This is a genomic window from Roseateles sp. UC29_93 (assembly GCF_042695725.1).
GTDB lineage: Bacteria > Pseudomonadota > Gammaproteobacteria > Burkholderiales > Burkholderiaceae_C > Roseateles > Roseateles noduli_A.
Genome location: NZ_CP170545.1, coordinates 2191737 through 2211067, shown reverse-complemented (window position 1 = coordinate 2211067; position 19331 = coordinate 2191737). Strand labels below are relative to the sequence as shown.

Here is a 19331-nt window from a genome sequence, read left to right as displayed (position 1 = left end):
CGACGCTGCAATGAAAAAGGCGCTCCGAGGAGCGCCTTTCTGCTTCGTGATCCGGAGATCAGAAGTTGTGACGAACACCCAGGGCGAACGAGTTCAGATCGTCGCGCTTGTTCGCAGTGGTGGCGTCCACGGCGGTGTAGAACGCGTAGACCTTGGTGCGCTTGCTCAGGTTGTAGTTGTAGGCCAGCGTGTATTGCTTGCCACCGTTACGACCACTGTTGAACGAGTAAGCGCCCGCCTTGGTGCCACCGACGTTCAGATGGAATTCCGATTGGCCGAGCGTGTACATCACGGCGGCGCGGCCGATCCAACGCGAATCTTTCGCGCCGGCCGACTGCGGCGTGCCCGACTCTTCGCGCTGCGCGTAGCCGCCGAAGGTGAAGGCGCCCAGTTCATACAGGCCGCGGATCGCGTACTGCTTGGCGCTGCCTTGCTTGCTGTAACCAGCACCCAGGTGCACCGGGCCTTGGTCGTAGTTCAGGGCGACGTCGTAACCACGCGGGTCGACGCCTTCACCGGCGTGCAGCGTGAACTCGCCGTTGAAGCCGCTGATGTTCGGCGTGAAGTAGCCGACCTTGTTGGTCTGCGTGAAGCCGGCACCCGAGTACAGCTTGTCTTCCGACGTGCCGGTGTCGTGGTTGTGCATCGACACGTAGTCCGCGGTGGCGTAGTACGAACCCGGCGTCCAGCGGCCCAGACGGATCGCGCCGAAATCGCCGGCCAGTTGCACGCTGGCTTCACGATTCCAGAACGCCGAGCTGGTCTGGCGACCGTCGTCCGAGTTCAGACCGTGTTCCAGCGCGAAGCTGGCCTTCAGGCCGCTGCCCAGATCTTCCGTGCCCTTGAAGCCCAGGCGGGAGTTGTTGTTGATCACCGAGGCGACGCGGTCGTTGTTGCCGGTCTTGATGCTTTCCACCGAGGTGTTGATACGACCCCAGAGCGTGACGGAGCTCTGCGCGAACACGGGAGCGGAGAGAGCCGCGATGGCCGCAGCGAATGCAATCTTTTTCATACCCACCTTCATCCAGTTGGAGGTTTCAGCCGGTCTGGCTCAATGGCTTTACTGCAAGGTGTGCGGAGTATAGAAGTGCGTTGCACGCACCCATAACGCCCGACGCAAAATTGCAACAGTTCCCCGTTAGGGGTGAACGAGGGGGTCGGCGGGTGATAGCAGACGCGCGGTCAGCACCTGCCCCGCCAGAAGTCCGGCGAGGACGGCGATCTGCTCGATCGGACCGAGTCGATGGGCGTTCCAGAGGAACAGCGCGACGGCGACGAGCAGCAGCAGGAACATCGCTCCCGCTGCCCAGGCGTGCGAGGACGAGACCTTCGGGTCGAACAGCGGCCTGGTGTGCGGGTCATATCCGGGCGCTATGCGGGCGCCGACACCGGGCTCCCAGTGCGCGGGCTCCCACCAGAGGCGCAACTTGTCCCGCCAGCGCGTCGTGCGTCGCGTCTTGGTCAGCAACTTGGCATAGACCTGGACATTGGCGGTCCAGGGGCTCCAGCTCTTCAGCGCATCCCGGGTGCCGTAAACGCAGGGCTCGCGATCCAGCTCCTCCTGGAAGCTGCCGAACATCCGGTCCCAGATGATGAGGATTCCGCCGTAGTTGCGATCAAGATAGGGATCGTTGACGGCATGATGCACGCGGTGATTGGACGGCGAGCAGAACCAGCGGTCGAACCAGCCGAGCTTGCCGATCTGCTGCGTGTGCACCCAGAACTGGTACAGCAAGTCGATCAGCGCGACGACTGCGTACACCAGCGGCGGGAAGCCGAGGATGGCCATCGGCATGTAGAAGATCCAGCCCACCAGCCAACCGCTCCCGGTCTGGCGGAGCGCGGTGGAGAGGTTGTAGTCCTCGCTCTGGTGGTGGACGGCATGCGCGGCCCAGAGCAGCGCGGTCGTGTGACCGAGCCGGTGGTGCCAGTAGTAGAGGAAGTCGTACAGCAGCAGCCCCAGCAGCCAGACCCACCAGGCACCTGCGTCCAGTTGGGTCAAGGCCGCCCGCTCGAAGACCCAGGTGTAGATCCCCAGCGTGAAAAGTTTGGTCAGCACGCCCACCACCTGGCTGAGCATGCCCAGCGCGATGCTGCTCACTGCATCGTTCAGGCGGTAGGTGTTGCGGCCGCGGCGCAGGCCGACCCAGTACTCAAGCCCGATCAGGGCGAAGAACACCGGCGTGGCCAGCACGATGATCTGTGCGTCGGTCATGTGTCTCCTCGATGAGCGCTCGATGCGGCGCTTCTGTCGATCTCCGCGGCCGCCGTCCCTCGAGGGAGCCGGCGATCCGGCGCTCAGGCCTTGGCTGTCACCGTCGTGGCCGGCATGAAGCCCGGCACGCCAGGATCATCCAGCGTCAGGCCTTGCAGATGGTGATCATCGTTCCATCCGACCAGACTGAATCCTTGCGGCGAATACAGCAGTCGGTTGATGCTCGTGTTGCCGAGGACCCAGCTTCTCGGCGCCTGCAGGTCGATGCGGGTCGCGGCCCGGTACAGGCAGTCCATCACTCCGCCGTGCGCGACGATCGCGATCGTCTGCCCCGCATGCGCCGCGGCCAGTTCGGACACGACGGCGACGCAACGCGCGTACAGCGTGATCAGGCTCTCGCCGCCGGGCGGCTCGAAGTCCGGCTCACGCCGGCGCCAGCGGAGGGCGTCCTCAGGAAAACCGGATTCGATCTCGGTCCAGAGCTTGCCCTCGTGGATGCCGAAAGCGCGTTCCCGCAGTCGCTCATCGAGCTGGACATCGATACCGTGCGGCGCCGCCAGATGCCGGGCCGTCACCGCGGCTCGATCCAGGTCGCTCGCATAGATCGCGTCGATCGGATGCTCGGCCAGCGCGGCACCGAGCCGCTCGGCCTGACGCTCGCCCAGAGCGTTCAGCGGGAGGTTCAAGTGTCCCTGCAAACGGCCTTCGCGGTTCCACGCGGTCTCGCCATGCCGGATGGCCAGGATCAGGGTCGAGTCCACTCAGACGCCCCAGACCACATCGGTGCTGGCGGCCTGCGCGGTACGCATCAGTTCCAGCAGCGGCCACAGGCGCTGGCGCAACGTGACCTCGGGCTTGGGCGGCGGTTTGCGGCCGTCGGCCACGGCCTCCTCGGCGGCACGATCCAGCGCTCGCTGCTCCTCGGCAATCGCGGACTCTCCCTGCGCGATCAGCGCGGGCAGGTCAGACGCCTGGAGAATCCCCTGGGGAGCCGGAATGCGGCCCAGGGCCTGCAGCGCTTGATCGCCATGGGCGGCGAGCATGATGACATCAGCCCCGGCCTTCGACTTGAACTTGTACAGCACGCGTGTCTCCCGGCCGTCGACGGCGGCCATCGGCGCATTGTGCCGCCCTCGCGCGGCAGGCAGTGGAGAGACCTCCCGACCCCGGTTCGCCCGATCTCCGGGTCGATCCCGATGCACCTTCGGGCGCAGTGCGGCTCACCCGCCGCGCAGCAGATGCACGGACGCGCGCGCGGCACGCGGCGCCACCGCCTGTCCGCGGGCCAGCCTTCCGGCCTCAGCCTGCGCCGCGATCTGGGTTTGACGCTCCTCGAAGGCTCGCGTCTCCAGCGCCGGCGCGCACAGGAAGCCCTGGTACTCGTGGCAGCCGCAGCGGGCCAGGAAGTCGCGCTGCGCATCGGTCTCGACACCCTCGGCGATGACCTTCAGGTTGAGCGCGCGGCCCATCTGGACGATCGCGTTGACGATGCCGGCGTCGCTCGCATCCCCCGGTAGCCCCTTGACGAAGCTGCGGTCGATCTTGAGGCGCTGGATCGGAAAGCGCTTCAGATAGCCCAGGCTGGAGTAGCCCGTACCGAAATCGTCGATGGCCATCAGCACGCCGAGTTCCGACAGCGCCTCCATCCGATGCAAGGCTTCCTCGGCATCGCGCAGCAGGACGGATTCGGTCAGCTCCAGTTCCAGCAGCGACGGCGGCAGGTCGTAGGCGCGCAGCGCCTGCGCCACCTGCTCGACGAACTGCGTCTGCTGAAACTGCAGCGCCGACACGTTGACCGCCACCGGTACGCGCAGCCCCTTCTGGAGCCACGCCGCGGCCTGCGCCACCGCCTGCTGCAGCACCCACTGACCGATCGCGACGATGAAGCCGCTCTCCTCGGCCACGGGGATGAACTCGGACGGCGGCACGTCGCCGCGCAGCGGATCGCGCCAGCGGATCAGCGCCTCCGCACCGATGAGCTCGCCGGTCTCCAGCGAGACCTGCGGCTGGAAGTGCAGGCGGAACTCGTGTTCCTGGAGCGCCTGTCGCATCGCGTGGTCCAGCCGCATGCGCGACAGCAGGTCCACGTCCTTGCGCGGCTGGTGGAAGCGGAAGGCACTGCGGCCGCTTTCCTTGACCCAGTGCATGGCCCGCTCGGCACTGGCCAGCAGTTCCTCGGCGCTGGCGCCGTCGCCGGGGAACAGCGCGATGCCGGTGCTGCAGGTGACCGTGAAGCTCAGCGTGTCGAAGCAGAATGGCCGCGACATCGCCTCCTGGACGCGGCGCGCCGCGTGCTCGGCGCCGCGGGCGTCTGCCTGATGGATCAAGAGCGCGAACTCATCGCCATCAAGCCGCGCGACGGTGTCGACCTCGCGCAGCGACTCCTTCAGGCGCAGCGCAACTTCCTTCAGGACGCGGTCCCCGTAGGAGTGGCCTAGCGTGTCGTTGATCTGCTTGAAACGGTCGAGGTCGACGTTGAGCAGCGCGAACGGGGTCGTCTCGCGGCGTGCCATGGCCTGCGCGTAGTCGACGCGTTCCATCAGCGCCCGACGGTTCGGCAGCCCGGTAAGCATGTCGTTGTGCGACAGCTCTTCAATGCGCTGGTGCGCGGCGAGCTTCTCGCTGAGGTCGCGGAACGAGTAGACGCGGCCGATCGGCCGGCCCCGGCTCCATTGCGGCAGCGATACGCGCTCGAGCACGCGGCCGTCGATCAGCTTGAGGTTGTCGCTGGTGTGCAGCAGCGGTGATTCCTGGATCGCGCCGAGCCGCATGGCGTAGGCGGCACCGTCGACGACGCTGCGCCGCATCCAGGCCTGGACGGCGTCGTCATTGCGATCGTTGAGCAGGTCTTCGGGAATGCCCCATAGCGACGCCAGCCGCTGGTTGAAGCTGCGGATCCGGCCGGCCAGGTCCGTGACCAGGATGCCATCCGCAGTGGATTCGAGCGTGGCACGCAGTTCGGCGAGCAGCGTCTCCCGCTCTTCGTCATGCTGGCGCTGCTGGGTCTGGTCGCGCATCGCGATCAGCCACAGGCCGTCGCCCTGCGCTTGCGCGACGTAGCTGATGCGGCGGGAGACCCACAGCATGCCGGCCGTCGGCGTGACGCATCATCGTGTCGGTGTGCAGGCTCTCGCGACGGCCGATCGCGGCGTCCATCCAGAACAGCGCGTCCTCCGGCGTGGAAGCCAGCGATTCGACGCTGCTTCCGACCAGGTCCCTGGCCTGCAGTCCGAGCAACTGCTGCGACGCGTGGTTGACTGCCACGACGCTGTGGGTGCGCGCGTCCACGAGCCACACCGCTTCCTGCAGGCCGTCGATCAGCGGCAGGAACGCGGTGTTGAACACCGCGGGAGATGCGGCGGTGGCTCGGGTCGGCAGATTCACGCAGCCATCTCCCCGGGGGGTGGCGGCGGGAGGGAGGTCACACCGGCGGACTCGAAGAAGTAGGCGATGCGGCTGCGCGGGCTGAGGTAGTCCAGCGAGGCGCGCGGCAACTGCTGCGGCTTGACGCTGCGGCGGATGCCGAGGTCGGGCAGCTCTTCCAGGTTCAGCACCAGCGCCTCGTCGCGCGGCACCTTGGGGTCGTGGACCATGACCTTGGGCTTGAGCGGGCGCGACGAGTTCACGGCCACGACCAGCGCATAGCGGTCGTCGGTCAGTTGCACGGCGGAGCCCGGCGGATACACGCCCATCATCCGGATGAAGGCGTTGAGCATGGTGGCGTCGAAACGGCTGCGTCCCTGCGCGAACATCAGGGATAGCGCTTCGTGGGGGGTCATCGCCTTGGAGCTGAGCAGCGGATTGCACAGGCCGTCGAAACGGTTGACGAGCGCCACGATGCGGGCGCCGATGCTCATGCGGTCTGCGTTCAGGCGCTGCGGGAAGCCGCTGCCGTCGGCGTGTTCATGATGCTGCGCGATGATCAGCAGCGGCCCAGCCCCCACGCCCATCTTCTGTCCCAGCACCACTCCCTTGGCGACGTGCTGCTGGTAGGCGGCGACCTCGGCGGCGGTGAAGCTGTCGTCACGGTGACGGAATCGGGCGGTCAGCTCCATCTTGCCAATGTCGTGGAGCAGCGCGCCTTGCCCGAGGTCCAGCATCTCGTCGCGGCCGAGGCCGAAGGCGCGGCCCAGCAGCATCGCGATCACGGCGACGTTGAGCGCATGCGCGGTGCCGCGGTCGCCGGCGCCTTCGTTGAGCAGGCGGATGTTGATGTCGCCCTCGACCAGCATCTTGTCCAGCAGCGCCCGGGACAACGCGGACGACCGGTCTCGCGCGTCCGTCGGCTCGCGCGGCACGAGGTCCATCAGGTCGCGCAGGGCACTCGCGGCCTCGGCGTACTGGCGCTCGCACAGCAGCAGCGCCTCGCGCTGCTCGGCCAACAGGCGGCGATGGCGTTCGCGGACCTCGTCTTCGGCGCTGCGGTTTTCCTCGACGACGGCGGCCGCGGGCATCGGCGCGGGCATCGGCGTCGCCTCCAGCGGCAGGTCGCTCTTGCCCGGACTCCAGCGCACCTGCTTGAGGCCAAGACGGCGAAGAATCAGCAATTGCTCTTCCGAACTCAGCTTGAAGCTGCTGAGCGGAAACGGATGCGACATCCAGCCGAGGTCGAGATGGATGAACATCCCGACTTTCAGCTGGTTCACATCGATGAGCGGGTCTGCCGATCTGTCCTTCATTCTTGTAGTTCCGCGTCCCTGTTCGGACGCCCTCGTCAGCAGCTTCGGCTGCGGAGGGGCGCAACTTAAATCAAAAGCGCGTCAACCGTACGGCGTTGCGCATGATCGCGGGGGGATCGTGCAACTTGTCACAGGTTTTTCCTGCACCCCCCTATGATCCTCCGAACCTCGCATTCTCATAAAGATACAGGAGACTTTTCATGCACGCCTTCATCTGCGATGCGCAGCGCACCCCTTTCGGGCGTTACGGCGGCGCCCTGTCGTCGATTCGCGCGGACGATCTGGGTGCGGTACCGATCCAGGCCCTGATGGCGCGTCACCCGTCGTTGGACTGGGAAGCGCTGGACGACGTGTTCTACGGCTGCGCGAATCAGGCGGGCGAAGACAATCGCAACGTGGCGCGCATGTCCGCCCTGCTGGCTGGCCTGCCCATCGGCGCGCCCGGCGTGACGCTGAACCGGCTGTGCGGCTCCGGCATGGACGCCGTCGGCAGCGCCGCCCGAGCAATCCGGGCCGGTGAAGCCCATCTGATGATCGCCGGCGGCGTCGAAAGCATGAGCCGCGCGCCCTTCGTCATGCCCAAGGCGGAGACCGCATTCTCCCGCGCCAATGCCATCTACGACACGACCATCGGATGGCGCTTCATCAATCCGAGGATGAAGGCGCAGTACGGCGTCGACGCGATGCCGGAAACGGCCGAGAACGTTGCCGTCGATTTCGCCATCGCGCGCGACGCGCAGGACCGCATGGCGCTTTCCAGCCAAACCAAGGCGCTGGCCGCGCAGCGCAACGGATTCTTTGACGCCGAGATCTGCCCGGTCACGATTCCCCAGAAGAAGGGCGACGCCGTCATCGTGCGCCAGGACGAGCACCCGCGCGAGACCAGCCTGGAGGCGCTGGCCAAGCTCAAGGGTGTCGTCCGACCGGACGGTAGCGTGACTGCCGGTAACGCGTCCGGTGTCAATGACGGCAGCTGCGCGCTGCTGATGTCCAGCGAAGCCGCGATCGCCCGGCACGGCCTGACCCCGCGGGCACGCGTGCTCGGCATGGCGACGGCCGGCGTTGCGCCGCGCATCATGGGCATCGGCCCTGCGCCGGCGACGCGGAAGGTCCTGGCCCAGGTGGGCCTGACCCTGGACCAGATGGACGTCATCGAACTGAACGAAGCCTTCGCCGCCCAGGGCTTGGCGGTGCTGCGAGACCTCGGCCTGCAGGACGACGACGCTCGCGTGAACCCCAACGGCGGCGCGATTGCGCTGGGCCACCCGCTCGGCGCCAGCGGCGCCCGGCTGGTCACGACGGCGATCAACCAGCTCCACCGCATCCAGGGCCGCTACGCGCTGTGCACGATGTGCATCGGCGTGGGCCAGGGCATCGCGGTCGTCGTCGAGCGCGTCTGACCTGCTCAGGCGCCGGTGGTGACCGGCTTCCTGTCCCTCGTTCATGGCTGAACGCGGCATTCCGAGAAGCGTTTGAGAATTCCAGCAGTCGCCCAGGTTGTCTGACCTCATTTTGGTGCAGGGCGAGAGCGTTGATCGAGCCAACCACTGCGAACGGACCCATAGCCAAAGGTTGGGGGCGGCAAAGAAATAGTCATGGGCGCACGTAGGACCACGTAGGCGCCAATCGCACACCGCGTGTGATACTGACTTCGTTTGATGGCGCATACCGCTCATATATGTAGGGTATGCGGTGACAAGCATGATGTCTGACTATTGACCGCCTGCTTAGCGACCACCGACCGCGGTTTCGCGCACCTTTTTCCCGCTGAACGCCCACGTACACCACCTGACCAAGGCGGTGGGGCGTTCTGCGCAGAAAACGCACCAATTTGATGCATGAGCGTGCGATTTGCGGATAAAACATTTGCCCTGGCAAACATTCTTCACAGGGTTGTCCCTATAGTCGTGGACATCACCTGCTTACGCCCAGCAGATTTGGGCGTCAAACGCACGTCCTCCCTCCCGCCATGTCCGCTGCACGAGCCCACGATGATGAACTGACCGCAATCCAAGCGGTCGTCCCCTCCCCTGACGCTGAAGTCCGTACCGGTCCGCTGAAGCGTGATCTGGTCGCCGGCCTGGAAAAAGGCCTGGCCGTGATCGAAGCCTTTGATCAGGAACGCCCCAGACTGACCATCAGCGAGGTCGCCGGCCGCACCGGCCTGACCCGCGCGGCCGCCCGCCGCTACCTGCTGACGCTGACCCATCTGGGCTTTGTCTCGCAGGACCGCAAGATGTTCGCGCTGACCCCGAAGGTGCTTCGCCTGGGCCAGAGCTACATGCACTCCGCCCGCCTGCCGCGCATCATCGAACCCGAGCTGCACAAGCTGGCGTATGCGATGAAGGAAGCTTCGTCGGCCGGCGTTCTGGACGGCAATGACGTGATCTGCATCTCGGCGACGAGCGCGGGCCGCGTCGTCTCCCCGACGCTGCAGCCGGGCACTCGCGTGCCGGCCTACTGCACCGGCAACGGCCGCGTGCTGCTGGCGGCTCAACCGCAAGCGGAAGTCGACGCCTTCATCGCCCGCCAGGAACTGACCGCGCTGACCCCGCACACGATCACGCATCCGGAACGCCTGCGCATCGAGATCGCCCGCGCCCGCGCCCAGGGCTACGCGCTGATCGACCAGGAGCTGGAGCAAGGCTTGCGCTCGGTGGCCGTGCCGCTGAAGAACTACAAGGGCGACACCGTCGCCGCGATGGCCATCAGCGTCCACGCGACGCGCATGAGCATGGAGCAGATGGTCGAGCACTGCCTGCCGCCGCTGCTGCAGGCGCAAGCGCACCTGCGCATGCTGCTCTGAGGCGTCCGGACTGCGCTCGAAAGCGCCAATGAAAAAGCGACCCGCGGGTCGCTTTTTTCATGTCCGGATCCAGGTCCGGTCGGTGCGAGCCTGCCGTTCAGGCCCACAGGCGCTGCCGCAGCAGCGGGCTGACGCGGTAGCGCTCGCTGCGATACGCGTCGAAGAGCCCGTCGAGCATGTCGACGACGACCGGCGCGCCGAGCAGCGCGAGCCATTCGAAGGGGCCTGCCGGATAGTTGACGCCGAGTTTCATCGCCGTGTCGGCGCCGACCTCGTCGCAGACCCCCTGCCAGACCGCGTCGGCGCCTTCGTTGACGAGCATCGCGATCGTCCGCGCGACGGCGAGACCAGGCACGTCGCGCAGGACCAGCGGCTCCCAGCCGAGGCTGCGCAGCAGCGTTTCGGCGCGCGTCCGCAGCGCCGCCTCGATGCGCGGCGCAAAGGCGATGGCCAGGCCGTCAATGCGGTCCGGGACCAGTGGCCAGTCGATCACGGCCAGGCCGGGCTGGCTGCGCTCATGCGCCAGCTGTGCGGCGCAACGCCCTCGAGTGAAGTGCAACTGCAGACCCTCGATGGCCACGCCCTGCCAGTCCGCCGTCAGATCGCGCTCGAACGTGACGCCGCGCGTCATCATCCAGTCGCCGAGCCGGTCGATCAACACGCCCTGTCCCGCCAGCGTGACCGGACCGACGTCCTCCTCGGCGGGAGCGGCCGGTGGCGCGACGGCGGGCACGCCGTTGTAAAAGCCCTTGCCGGACTTGCGTCCCAGCCGGCCGCCGTCGACCAGCGCCTTTTGCACCAGCGACGGCTGATATCGCTTGTCGCCGAAGTTGGCCTCGAACACCGACTGCGTCACCAGGTAGTTGGTGTCGTGTCCGATCAGATCCATCAACTCGCAAGGCCCCATGCGAAAGCCGGCGCCGCGCAGCGCGCGGTCCAGCTGCGCGGGTGACCCGGCCAGTTCCTGCAGCAACGCGAGCGTTTCGGCGTAGTACGGCCGCGCGATGCGGTTCACGATGAACCCCGGCGTCGACTTCGCGTGCACCGGCGTCTTGCCCCAGCGGCGCGACAACTGTTCGATCGCCGACGCGGCGGTGGAGGCGGTCTCCGCGCCCCCAACAACCTCGACGAGCTTCATCTGCGGCACTGGATTGAAGAAGTGCATGCCGACCAGGCGGCGCGGCGTCGCCATGCCGTTGGCGAGCGCGGTGATGCTGATGGAAGAGGTGTTGGACGCGATCAGCGCATCGGGCGGCAGCAGGGCGTCGAGTTCACGCAACAGCGCCTGCTTGGGCTCGAGCTTCTCGACGATCACCTCGATCACGAGCGCCGCGTCTTTCAATTCAACCGTCGCGGCGGCCGGCGAGAGCCGGCCCATCACCGCGTCGCGCTCGGCCGCCTCCAGGCGTCCCTTGGACACGAGTCCGTCGAGCGCCTTGCCGATCTGCGCGATCGCCGCAGCGGCGGCGCCCTCACGCAGATCCATCAGCTGGACCGGGTGACCGGCCTGCGCCGCCACCTGCGCGATGCCCGCGCCCATCACGCCCGCGCCGATCACCGCCACCGGCGCCTGCGCGGCTTCGGCCGTCGCAATGCGCCAGGATCCCGTCGATTTCGCCATTGCTGTCTCCTGATCTTCTCTTCGTGTCTCGCTGTCGATCCTGCGAAGCGGCGCATCGCGCGCCGACCCGCGTCCTGTCACCTCTACGCTGCACCGTCGGGCTTCGGCACCCAGGCGGGAGGTCGTTTGGCGAGGAATGCGGCGAAGCCCTCCTTCGCCTCGGCGCCCATGCGCACGCGGGCGATGGTCTGGGCCGTCAGTTCGCGGACCTCGCCGCTCACCGGTCCGACCTCGAGCTGCGCGAACAGCGTCTTGATCTCCGCCTGCGCCTGAGGGCCGTTCATCAGCAGCTCCGCGATCCAGCGCTCAACGGCGCCGTCAAGTCCGCCGGCCGCGTCGCTCTCGACGACCTCATGCAACAGGCCGATTCTCAGTGCCTCGGCGGCGGGAATGCGACTGGCGGTCAACGCCAGCCGACGCGCCTCACGCGGGCCGACGGCGTTGATCACGTAGGGGCCGATCACCGACGGCAGGATCCCGAAGCGGGCCTCGCTGACGGCGAACTGCGCGCCCGCCGTGGCGACGGCGATGTCACAGGCCAGCGTCAATCCGACGCCCCCACCCAGCGCCACGCCGTGGACTTTCGCGATCGTCGGTTTCGGGCAGCGGGCGATGCGGTCCAGCATGCCGGAGAATCGGCGCGCGTCCTCGACGTTCCACGCCTGCGTCGCTTCCGACGCGCGCTTCATCCATTGGAGATCGGCACCGGCGCTGAAGGCCTTGCCGGCGCCCTCCAGCACCACGATCCGGACGGCAGGATCCTGGCCAAGTCGCACGAAAGCGGCATCGAGGTCCACGATCATCGCTTCATCGAAGGCGTTGAACACCTCGGGCCGGTTCATCGTCACGCGGGTCACGCCACGCGTGTCGGTCGATATCTGCAGAGTCTCCACGATGCAGTCTCCGTTGTGATCGACGGAGTATCGCAGCCCGACCGATCGGTCGAAAAATCAACCCGAACGTTCGTTCATTCCCGCCAGACTTCCTCGACCAGCTCGCGCAGCGCGGTCAGCGCATGCTCCTCGGGGCCATCCTTCTGGAGCCAGCACAGCCAGGTCTCGTCCTGCCAGTGCGGCCAGATGCGCAACTCGCCGGCGTCGACGGCGGCCTGCGCCTGATCCAGCCGGAGCACGGCGGCGCCGAGGCCGCTGGCGACCATGCCGCGCACGGCGGCTTCGGTCTCGGCCATCAGGCTGTGCGGCGGCTCGCGGCCAGCGCTCTGGAAGAGGCGTTCGGCCGCGGCGCGCAGACCGCAGTCCACCGGCGTGCCGATCCACGGCAGCGACAGCAGCGCGTCGCGCGACACCGGCCAATCGCGGTCCGCGAAGCGGCGCGGCACCGCGACCGCGAGTTCCATCCGTCGCAGGCGATTGACGATCAACCCCTCGGCGGTCTCGCCGTCATGGAGCACGTACGCACAATCGACCTCGCCCCGGCGCAGCGCCTGCACGCTGTGCAGCGACAGACGCTGCATCAACTGCAGACCGATTCCGGGATGCCGTTCCGCCAGCTTGACCAGCACCTCGCCCAAGCGCAGCGAGATCGGGTCGCTGACCGTGCCCATGCGCAGCACGCCCTGGACGTCGCCGCGGATCTGCGCCGCCGCCTGGCGCAGGCGCTGCGCGGCGTCCAGCGTCCGTCGAGCTTCCTCGGCCAGCTTCTCGCCGGCGATCGTCAGTGTCATGCCGCGCGAGCTGCGTTCGAACAGCTGGACGCCGAGTTCCTCCTCCAGCGCCTTGATCTGCGCGCTGACGGCGGGCACGGACGTGAACACCTTCTCCGCGGCGCGGGTCAGGTTGCGTTCGGCCACGACGGCCAGAAAACTCTTCAGCTGGTACAGCTCCATGGGTCCGCATTCTGACAAGCCGCCGCGGGACCGTTGTTCACATTCTCGGAACGCGTGTTCCAAAGATGCGCATGGACCCCGCGCGAGGCGGCGCCCAGACTTCCCTCCCATCGAAGTCTTGCGAAAGCGAAGGGCGCCATCAGCCTCTCCAACCCCTATGCCGCCACCGTCGCGATGCTGTTCGCGGCGATCTCGTGGGGCAGCCTGTTCCTCGTCGGCAAGCCGGTGCTGAGCCGGCTCGATCCCATCTGGTTCACGGCGGTGCGCTACCTGCTCGCGGGTGTCGGCATGACGCTGCTGGTCGTCTTCTTCGGCGAACGGCCCTGGGCCAAGCTCCGCGCCCACTGGGGCACGCTGACGCGCTACGGCGTGCTGGGCTACGGCTTCTTCGGCATCCTGGTGCTGGAGGGGCTGAAGCTGTCGCTGCCCTCGCACGGCGCGGTGCTGATGGCGACGTTGCCGATGACGACGATCCTCCTGCGCTGGCTGCTCGACGGTCAGCGGCCGGGTATCGCGGTGGCCGGCGCGGCGGTGCTGGCGCTCAGCGGCGTCATCCTCGTCTCCGGCGTGCTGGGGCGCACCGACGGTCCGCCGCACATGCTGCTCGGCGACGCGCTGACGTTGCTGGGCACGGTCGGCTGGGTGCTCTACACGCGGGGCGCGGCGAAGGTGCCGGACCTCAGTCCGCTGGAATACACCGGCCTGACCGCCATCGCGGCGCTGCCCTGGCAGGTGGCCTTCGCGCTCGTCGCCACCGCCGGCGGCTGGATCGACGCGCCTGCCTGGCAGGACGTGACGACCGTCGCGCCGCATCTGATCTACATCGCGGCAGTGCCCACGGTGGCGGCGGTGGTCGCGTTCAACTTCGGCGTGCGGCAACTGGGCGCTTCGCGCGGGACACTGTTCCTGAACGGCGTGCCGGTGTCGGCGCTGCTGATGAGCGTCGCGCTGGGCCAGCATCCGGCCATGCAGGAATGGATCGGCGCGGCGCTCGTCATCGCGGCCCTCACGCTGAGCACGAGGTCGCCGGCATCGGCAGCGCCGGCCATCGGCCTCAACGGCCTCAACGGCCTCACCGGAACAGCGGACCGTGCCTCCGGTAAAGCGGAGGTAAAGGTCGGGGCGATGGCGAGTACCGGCGGGCGGTGCGCAGCCACTTGAGGCGCCTCCCGGCAAGCTGGAAAGCCCCGGTGCGACGGGCGCCACAGACGGCCTCATGCCTTTTGTCATGGGGCTGTCTTCTGGCATAGGCTGGCGGCCTCGTCGGGCCCGGCCCGCGCTCAAGAGCTGCTTGCGATGAAGAATGTCCTCCGCCTCACCACCCTCGCCCTGCTGATGCAGCTGGGCGGCTTCGCGATGGCGGCACAGCCGCAATCGGGTCTGGATCTCAAGGGTTACGACAAGTCGGTCCGACCGCAGGACGACCTCTTCCGCGCCGCCAACGGCCACTGGCTCTCGACCACCGAGATCCCCGCAGACAAGTCCTCCTACGGCGCCTTCCACCTGCTGGCGGATCTCTCCGACAAGCGGGCCCGCTCGATCATCGAGGACCTCTCGAAGAAGAAGGCCAAGGCCGGCACCGTCGAGCAGAAGATCGGCGACTACTACGCCGCCTACATGAACACCGCGGCGATCGACAAGGCCGGCCTCGCACCGGTGAAGCCGCTGCTGGACAGCATCGCGGCGATCCAGACACGCGAGCAGCTGGCCACCTGGCTGGGTGCGCAGACCGGCGTCGTCGACTTGCCGGTGCCGCTGGGCATCGAGGCCGACTACCAGGACCCGACCATCAACCGCCTGCAGACCTGGCAAGGCGGCCTGGGCCTGCCGGACCGCGACTACTACCTGAAGAAGGACGACGAGCGCCTGTCCAAGGCGCGAGGCGCCTACGTCGACTACCTGCAGAAGCTGGCGAAGGCCGCGGGCATCGCGGATCCGGCGGGCAGCGCGCAGCGCGTGCTGGCACTCGAGGAGCGTCTGGCCCAGGTGCAATGGGACAAGGTCGAGCTGCGCGATCCGCAGAAGACCTACAACCCGATGACGCCGGCCGAGCTGGCGCAGAAGGCACCGGGCTTCGACTGGAACGCCTTCTTCACCGCCGCCTCGCTGCCGGGCCTGGACAAGCTCTCCGCTTCGCAGCCGAGCTACCTGACGGGCGCCGCGAAGATCCTGGGCGAAGCGCCGCTGGACGACCTCAAGCTCTACCTGACCTTCCGCACGATCGACGCCAACGCCTCGACGCTGCCCAAGGTCTACCGCGACGCGCACTTCGCCTTCCACGGCGCGGCGCTGACCGGCGCGAAGAGCCCGCTGCCGCGCTGGCAGCAGGCGGTGGGCAACGTCAACGGCGCGCTGGGCGAGGCCGTCGGCGAGGTCTACGTCACGCGCTACTTCCCCGCCGCGGACAAGGCGCGGATGGTGGAGCTGGTCAACAACCTGCTGGCCTCGTACAAGGAGTCGATCGACAAGCTGAGCTGGATGACGCCGTCGACCAAGGCGCAGGCGCAGGACAAGCTGTCGAAGTACATGGTGAAGATCGGCTACCCCGACGTCTGGCGCGACTATGCCGCGCTGGAAGTCAAGGCGGGCGACGCGGTGGGCAACAACCTGCGCGCATCGACCTTCGAATGGAAGCGCCAGGCCGCCAAGGCCAGCAAGCCGGTCGATCGGCGCGAATGGCTGATGACGCCGCAGACGGTCAACGCGTACTACAACCCGACGCTCAACGAGATCGTCTTCCCGGCCGCCATCCTGCAACCGCCCTTCTACAACACCAAGGCGGACGATGCGGTGAACTACGGTGCCATCGGCGCGGTGATCGGTCATGAGATCAGCCACGGCTTCGACGACCAGGGCAGCCAGTTCGACGGTGACGGCAAGCTGCGCAACTGGTGGACCGACGACGACCGCAAGGCCTTCGACGCGATCGGTGCGAAGCTGGTCGCGCAGTACGAGGGGTACGAGCCCATCGCCGGCAAGCACCTGAACGGCAAGCTGACGCTGGGCGAGAACATCGCCGACCTGTCCGGCCTGCAGATCGCCTACAAGGCCTACCTGCGCTCGCTGGGCGGCAAGCCGGCTCCGGTGATCGACGGCTACACGGGTGAGCAGCGCTTCTTCATGGGCTGGTCGCAGGCCTGGCGCGAGAAGGCGCGTGACGAGCGCAAGCTGCAACTGCTGACGATCGATCCGCACTCGCCGCCGGAGTTCCGTGCCAACGGCGCCGCCGTCAACCACGACGGTTTCCACGAGGCCTTCAAGACCAAGCCGGGCGACAAGATGTTCAAGCCCAGCGAGGACCGCATCCGGATCTGGTAACACCTGACCCCGCAACGGACGGCCGGCGACTACCAAGTCCCCGGCCGCTTTTCATCGCAGTCCTCGGTCGCCACCTTCACAGTCCTCAGTCGCAAACCCGTGGAAGGATGACAGTGATGGGGGACGGCGATGCGTGGGGTTTTGGCGCTTGACGCCAAGGCCCCATGCATCGGCGGCCAACGCCCCGACCGAAGAAGGACAACCGCCCTCAGTGCGTCAGCACATCCCGGTCAAGCGCGCGGCTTGCACCGAGCAACGGCGCCTGATCCGCCTCGTGGACGACGAACGTGGGGATTGCTCGCAGATATGACGTCAATCGTCCACAGGTCTCGAAACGCGTCCGGAACGGGCTGCGATCGAACCACTCGCCGAGGCGAGGCACGATGCCACCGCCGATGTAGAGCCCGCCGCGCGCGCCCAGCGTGAGCGCGACGTGGCCGGCGATGTCGCCGAGCAGCGCGCAGAACATGCTGACGACGTCGCTGCTGAAGGGTTCGCCGGCGAGCGCGGCGGCGGTGATGGCCGGCGCGGTCCGACCTTCGCCGGGTGCGAGCTTGAGTCCGCGCAGTTCGGCGAGCGCCGTGTAGAGATTTTCAAGTCCAGGCCCGGACACCGCGCGCTCCGCCGACACATGACCGAAGCGACGATGCAGCAGGTCGAGCACGGCACGCTCCTCGGGCTCGTACGACGAGAGCGTCGCATGCCCGCCCTCACCGCCGACGGCGACCATCGAGGTCCCATCCTCGGACGGCAACAGCCCCGAGACGCCCAATCCCGTCCCTGGTCCGACCAACCCGCGCGCCGCACCGACGACGGCTTCGCCGCCACCGACCTTGCGCGTGGACTGCGGCCCGATCGTCGGCAACGCCAGCGCCAGCGCCGTGAAGTCGTTGATCACCAGCAGCCGCTCCGCCCCGAGCGCCGACTGCAGCGCCCGCGTGGAGAAGCTCCAGTGGTGATTGGTCATCCGGACGTGGTCTCCGGTGACCGCTGTCGCGATGCCGATCGCGCAGCTGCGCGGCGTCGGCAGGCCCTCGCGATGCAGGTGATAGAAGATGGCGTCCGCGAGCGTGTCGAAGTCCTGGCAGACATACCGCGCCACGTGTTCCAGCGGCTCGGCCGCACCGCCCTGGCTGGCGAAACGCACGTGCGTCGCGCCCACATCCGCCAGCAACCGCGCTGGCGCCGTTGCGCCCTGTGTCATGCCTTGTGCTCCTTCACCGATGCTCCATGCGTTTGCGGGGCAAGTGGGTCGCCTGCCCCGAAAAGTCATGGATGCTGCCACAGTCCGTCGCCGGATCCCGGTGACGGACGCCGTTGCGGCCGGTGTTTAGCGCGTCGCGCTCAACGTCCCCATCAACGCGCCTTTCAACGCGCCCGTCAGCGACCGGCCTTGAATGCCGAGATCGCGTCGCGGTACCAGTGCGCGCTGTCCTTGGCCAGTCGCTGCTGCGACGCATAGTCGACGTGGAACAACCCGAAGCGCTTGAGATAGCCCGAGTTCCACTCGAAGTTGTCCAGCAAGCTCCAGTAGAAATAGCCACGCACGTCCGCGCCCAGCGCCACCGCCTGCGCCAGCGCCTCCAGGTGGCCGCGCAGGTAGGCGATGCGCGCCGCGTCAGGCACGCGGCCGTCGACGACGCTGTCCGCGTTGGCCATGCCGTTCTCGGTGATGACGATCGGCGGCGGCGTGTACTCGCGCGTGATGCGCAGCAGGTGCTGGGTCAGCGCCTGCGGGTAGATCTCCCAGCCCATGTCGGTGAAGCCGAGCTCCCCCGGCGGCGTCACGAACTGCTGCTGCCCGTTGAGCACGCTGCGGGTGTAGAAGTTGATGCCCAGGAAGTCCAGCGGCTGCTGGATCAGCGCGAGGTCGCCGTCCTGGACCTTCGGCGCGTCGGCGCCCAGGTGCTCGACGATGTCCGCCGGGTACTGGCCGCGGAACACCGGGTCCATGTACCAGCGCACGTTGGTGCCGTCGTCGATGCGCGCGGCGCGGCGGTCGTCCTCGCTGAGCGGGTCGGCCGGGAAGGACGGCGTGTGGTTCAGCACGATGCCGAGCTGGGCCTTGGAACCGACCGCGCGCATCGCCTGCATCGCGGCGCCGTGCATCATCAGCAGGTGGTGCGAGACCTGGTAGGCCTCGGCCCGGCTGGTGTGGCCGGGCGCGAACTGCGCCGTCTCGTAGCCCAGCGTGGCCGAGCACCACGGCTCGTTCAGCGTGGCGATCGTCGACAACCGGTCGCCGAAGCGCCGCGCGATCTCGGCGGCGTACTCGGCGAACAGCGGGACCACGTCGCGCGACAGCAGTCCGCCGATCGAATCGTCCAGCGCCTGCGGCAGGTCCCAGTGGTAGAGCGTCGCGTTGGGCTTGATGCCCGCGGCGAGCAGTTCGTCGATCAGCCGGTCATAGAACGCGAAGCCGGCCTCGTTCCACGCGCCGCGTCCCAGCGGCTGCACGCGCGGCCAGGAGAACGAGAAGCGGTAGGCGTCCAGCCCCAGCCACTTCATCAGCTTCACGTCCTCGGGATAACGGCGGTAGTGGTCGCAGGCCACGTCGATGTTGGACGCGTCCTTGATGCGGCCCGGCTGGGCGCAGAAGCGGTCCCAGATCGACTCGCCCTTGCCGTCCTCGCGGGCCGCGCCCTCGATCTGCGCGGCGCTGGTGGCGGAGCCCCATTGGAAGTCCGCGGGCAACGACTGGATCAGCGATTGGAAGGTGGCGGTGTCTGCGGCGGGGTTGGCGTCGTTCGCGTGCATGGTGGTGGCAGTCGTGGTCGAAGAGATCGAGGGAATCGAAGAGGTCGAAGGAATCGCGGGAGAGGACATGGCGTTTCCGGCGGTCGGTT

The 19331-nt window shown here is 67.6% G+C and carries 16 protein-coding genes; 4 read left to right on the top strand and 12 right to left on the bottom strand.

Features of this window, described 5'->3' with window-relative positions; translation table 11 throughout:
- Window positions 1-58: 58 nt before the first annotated feature.
- The 7 genes from ACFJIX_RS10290 to ACFJIX_RS10260 form a co-directional block, all read right to left on the bottom strand.
- Window positions 59-1012, bottom strand: coding sequence for a porin (locus tag ACFJIX_RS10290; protein WP_377159689.1), 954 nt, complete (start codon window positions 1010-1012; stop codon window positions 59-61).
- A 126-nt stretch (window positions 1013-1138) separates the two neighbouring features.
- Window positions 1139-2215: a sterol desaturase family protein gene (locus ACFJIX_RS10285; RefSeq protein WP_377159687.1), complete on the bottom strand. Its 1077-nt coding sequence runs from the start codon at window positions 2213-2215 to the stop codon at window positions 1139-1141.
- An 83-nt stretch (window positions 2216-2298) separates the two neighbouring features.
- Window positions 2299-2976 carry a histidine phosphatase family protein gene (locus ACFJIX_RS10280; RefSeq protein ID WP_377159685.1) on the bottom strand — a complete coding sequence of 226 codons (678 nt, stop codon included), beginning with the start codon at window positions 2974-2976 and terminating at the stop codon, window positions 2299-2301.
- Complete coding sequence (locus ACFJIX_RS10275) at window positions 2977-3330, bottom strand: DUF1840 domain-containing protein (RefSeq protein WP_377159683.1); 354 nt, start codon at window positions 3328-3330, stop codon at window positions 2977-2979.
- Window positions 3331-3435: 105 nt separating this feature from the next.
- Complete coding sequence (locus ACFJIX_RS10270) at window positions 3436-5301, bottom strand: putative bifunctional diguanylate cyclase/phosphodiesterase (RefSeq protein WP_377159681.1); 1866 nt, start codon at window positions 5299-5301, stop codon at window positions 3436-3438.
- Complete coding sequence (locus ACFJIX_RS10265; RefSeq protein WP_377159679.1) at window positions 5201-5599, bottom strand: PAS domain-containing protein; 399 nt, start codon at window positions 5597-5599, stop codon at window positions 5201-5203. The genes ACFJIX_RS10270 and ACFJIX_RS10265 overlap by 101 nt, the downstream gene beginning before the upstream one ends.
- Window positions 5596-6894, bottom strand: a complete 1299-nt coding sequence (locus ACFJIX_RS10260; protein WP_377159677.1) for an HD-GYP domain-containing protein — start codon at window positions 6892-6894, stop codon at window positions 5596-5598. The genes ACFJIX_RS10265 and ACFJIX_RS10260 overlap by 4 nt, the downstream gene beginning before the upstream one ends.
- A 200-nt stretch (window positions 6895-7094) precedes the next feature.
- On the opposite strand from ACFJIX_RS10260, the gene pcaF reads away from it, so the two are divergent.
- Window positions 7095-8294 (top strand): 3-oxoadipyl-CoA thiolase, encoded by a 1200-nt coding sequence (gene pcaF / locus ACFJIX_RS10255; RefSeq protein ID WP_377159675.1) that lies wholly within the window; start codon window positions 7095-7097, stop codon window positions 8292-8294.
- Between the two features lie 569 nt (window positions 8295-8863).
- Complete coding sequence (locus ACFJIX_RS10250; protein WP_377159673.1) at window positions 8864-9700, top strand: IclR family transcriptional regulator C-terminal domain-containing protein; 837 nt, start codon at window positions 8864-8866, stop codon at window positions 9698-9700.
- A gap of 97 nt (window positions 9701-9797) precedes the next feature.
- On the opposite strand, the gene ACFJIX_RS10245 is transcribed toward ACFJIX_RS10250, so the two are convergent.
- The 3 genes from ACFJIX_RS10245 to ACFJIX_RS10235 all read right to left on the bottom strand — a co-directional run bounded on the left by ACFJIX_RS10245 (window position 9798) and on the right by ACFJIX_RS10235 (window position 13167).
- Entirely contained in the window at window positions 9798-11321 is a 1524-nt protein-coding gene (locus tag ACFJIX_RS10245; protein ID WP_377159671.1) for a 3-hydroxyacyl-CoA dehydrogenase, read from the bottom strand.
- An 83-nt stretch (window positions 11322-11404) separates the two neighbouring features.
- The gene (locus tag ACFJIX_RS10240; RefSeq protein ID WP_377159669.1) at window positions 11405-12214 is read right to left on the bottom strand and encodes an enoyl-CoA hydratase-related protein; all 810 of its coding nucleotides are present in this window, start codon (window positions 12212-12214) and stop codon (window positions 11405-11407) included.
- A gap of 74 nt (window positions 12215-12288) precedes the next feature.
- Complete coding sequence (locus ACFJIX_RS10235; RefSeq protein WP_377159667.1) at window positions 12289-13167, bottom strand: LysR family transcriptional regulator; 879 nt, start codon at window positions 13165-13167, stop codon at window positions 12289-12291.
- A 54-nt stretch (window positions 13168-13221) separates the two neighbouring features.
- Between ACFJIX_RS10235 and ACFJIX_RS10230 the strand changes: the two genes are divergently transcribed.
- Entirely contained in the window at window positions 13222-14328 is a 1107-nt protein-coding gene (locus tag ACFJIX_RS10230) for a DMT family transporter (RefSeq protein WP_377159665.1), read from the top strand.
- Between the two features lie 135 nt (window positions 14329-14463).
- Window positions 14464-16485, top strand: coding sequence for a M13 family metallopeptidase (locus tag ACFJIX_RS10225; protein WP_377159663.1), 2022 nt, complete (start codon window positions 14464-14466; stop codon window positions 16483-16485).
- 208 nt (window positions 16486-16693) lie between these two features.
- On the opposite strand, the gene glk is transcribed toward ACFJIX_RS10225, so the two are convergent.
- Window positions 16694-17689 carry a glucokinase gene (glk, locus tag ACFJIX_RS10220; protein WP_377159661.1) on the bottom strand — a complete coding sequence of 332 codons (996 nt, stop codon included), beginning with the start codon at window positions 17687-17689 and terminating at the stop codon, window positions 16694-16696.
- Window positions 17690-17865: 176 nt separating this feature from the next.
- Window positions 17866-19242 (bottom strand): GH1 family beta-glucosidase, encoded by a 1377-nt coding sequence (locus ACFJIX_RS10215; protein ID WP_377159659.1) that lies wholly within the window; start codon window positions 19240-19242, stop codon window positions 17866-17868.
- Window positions 19243-19331 lie beyond the last annotated feature (89 nt).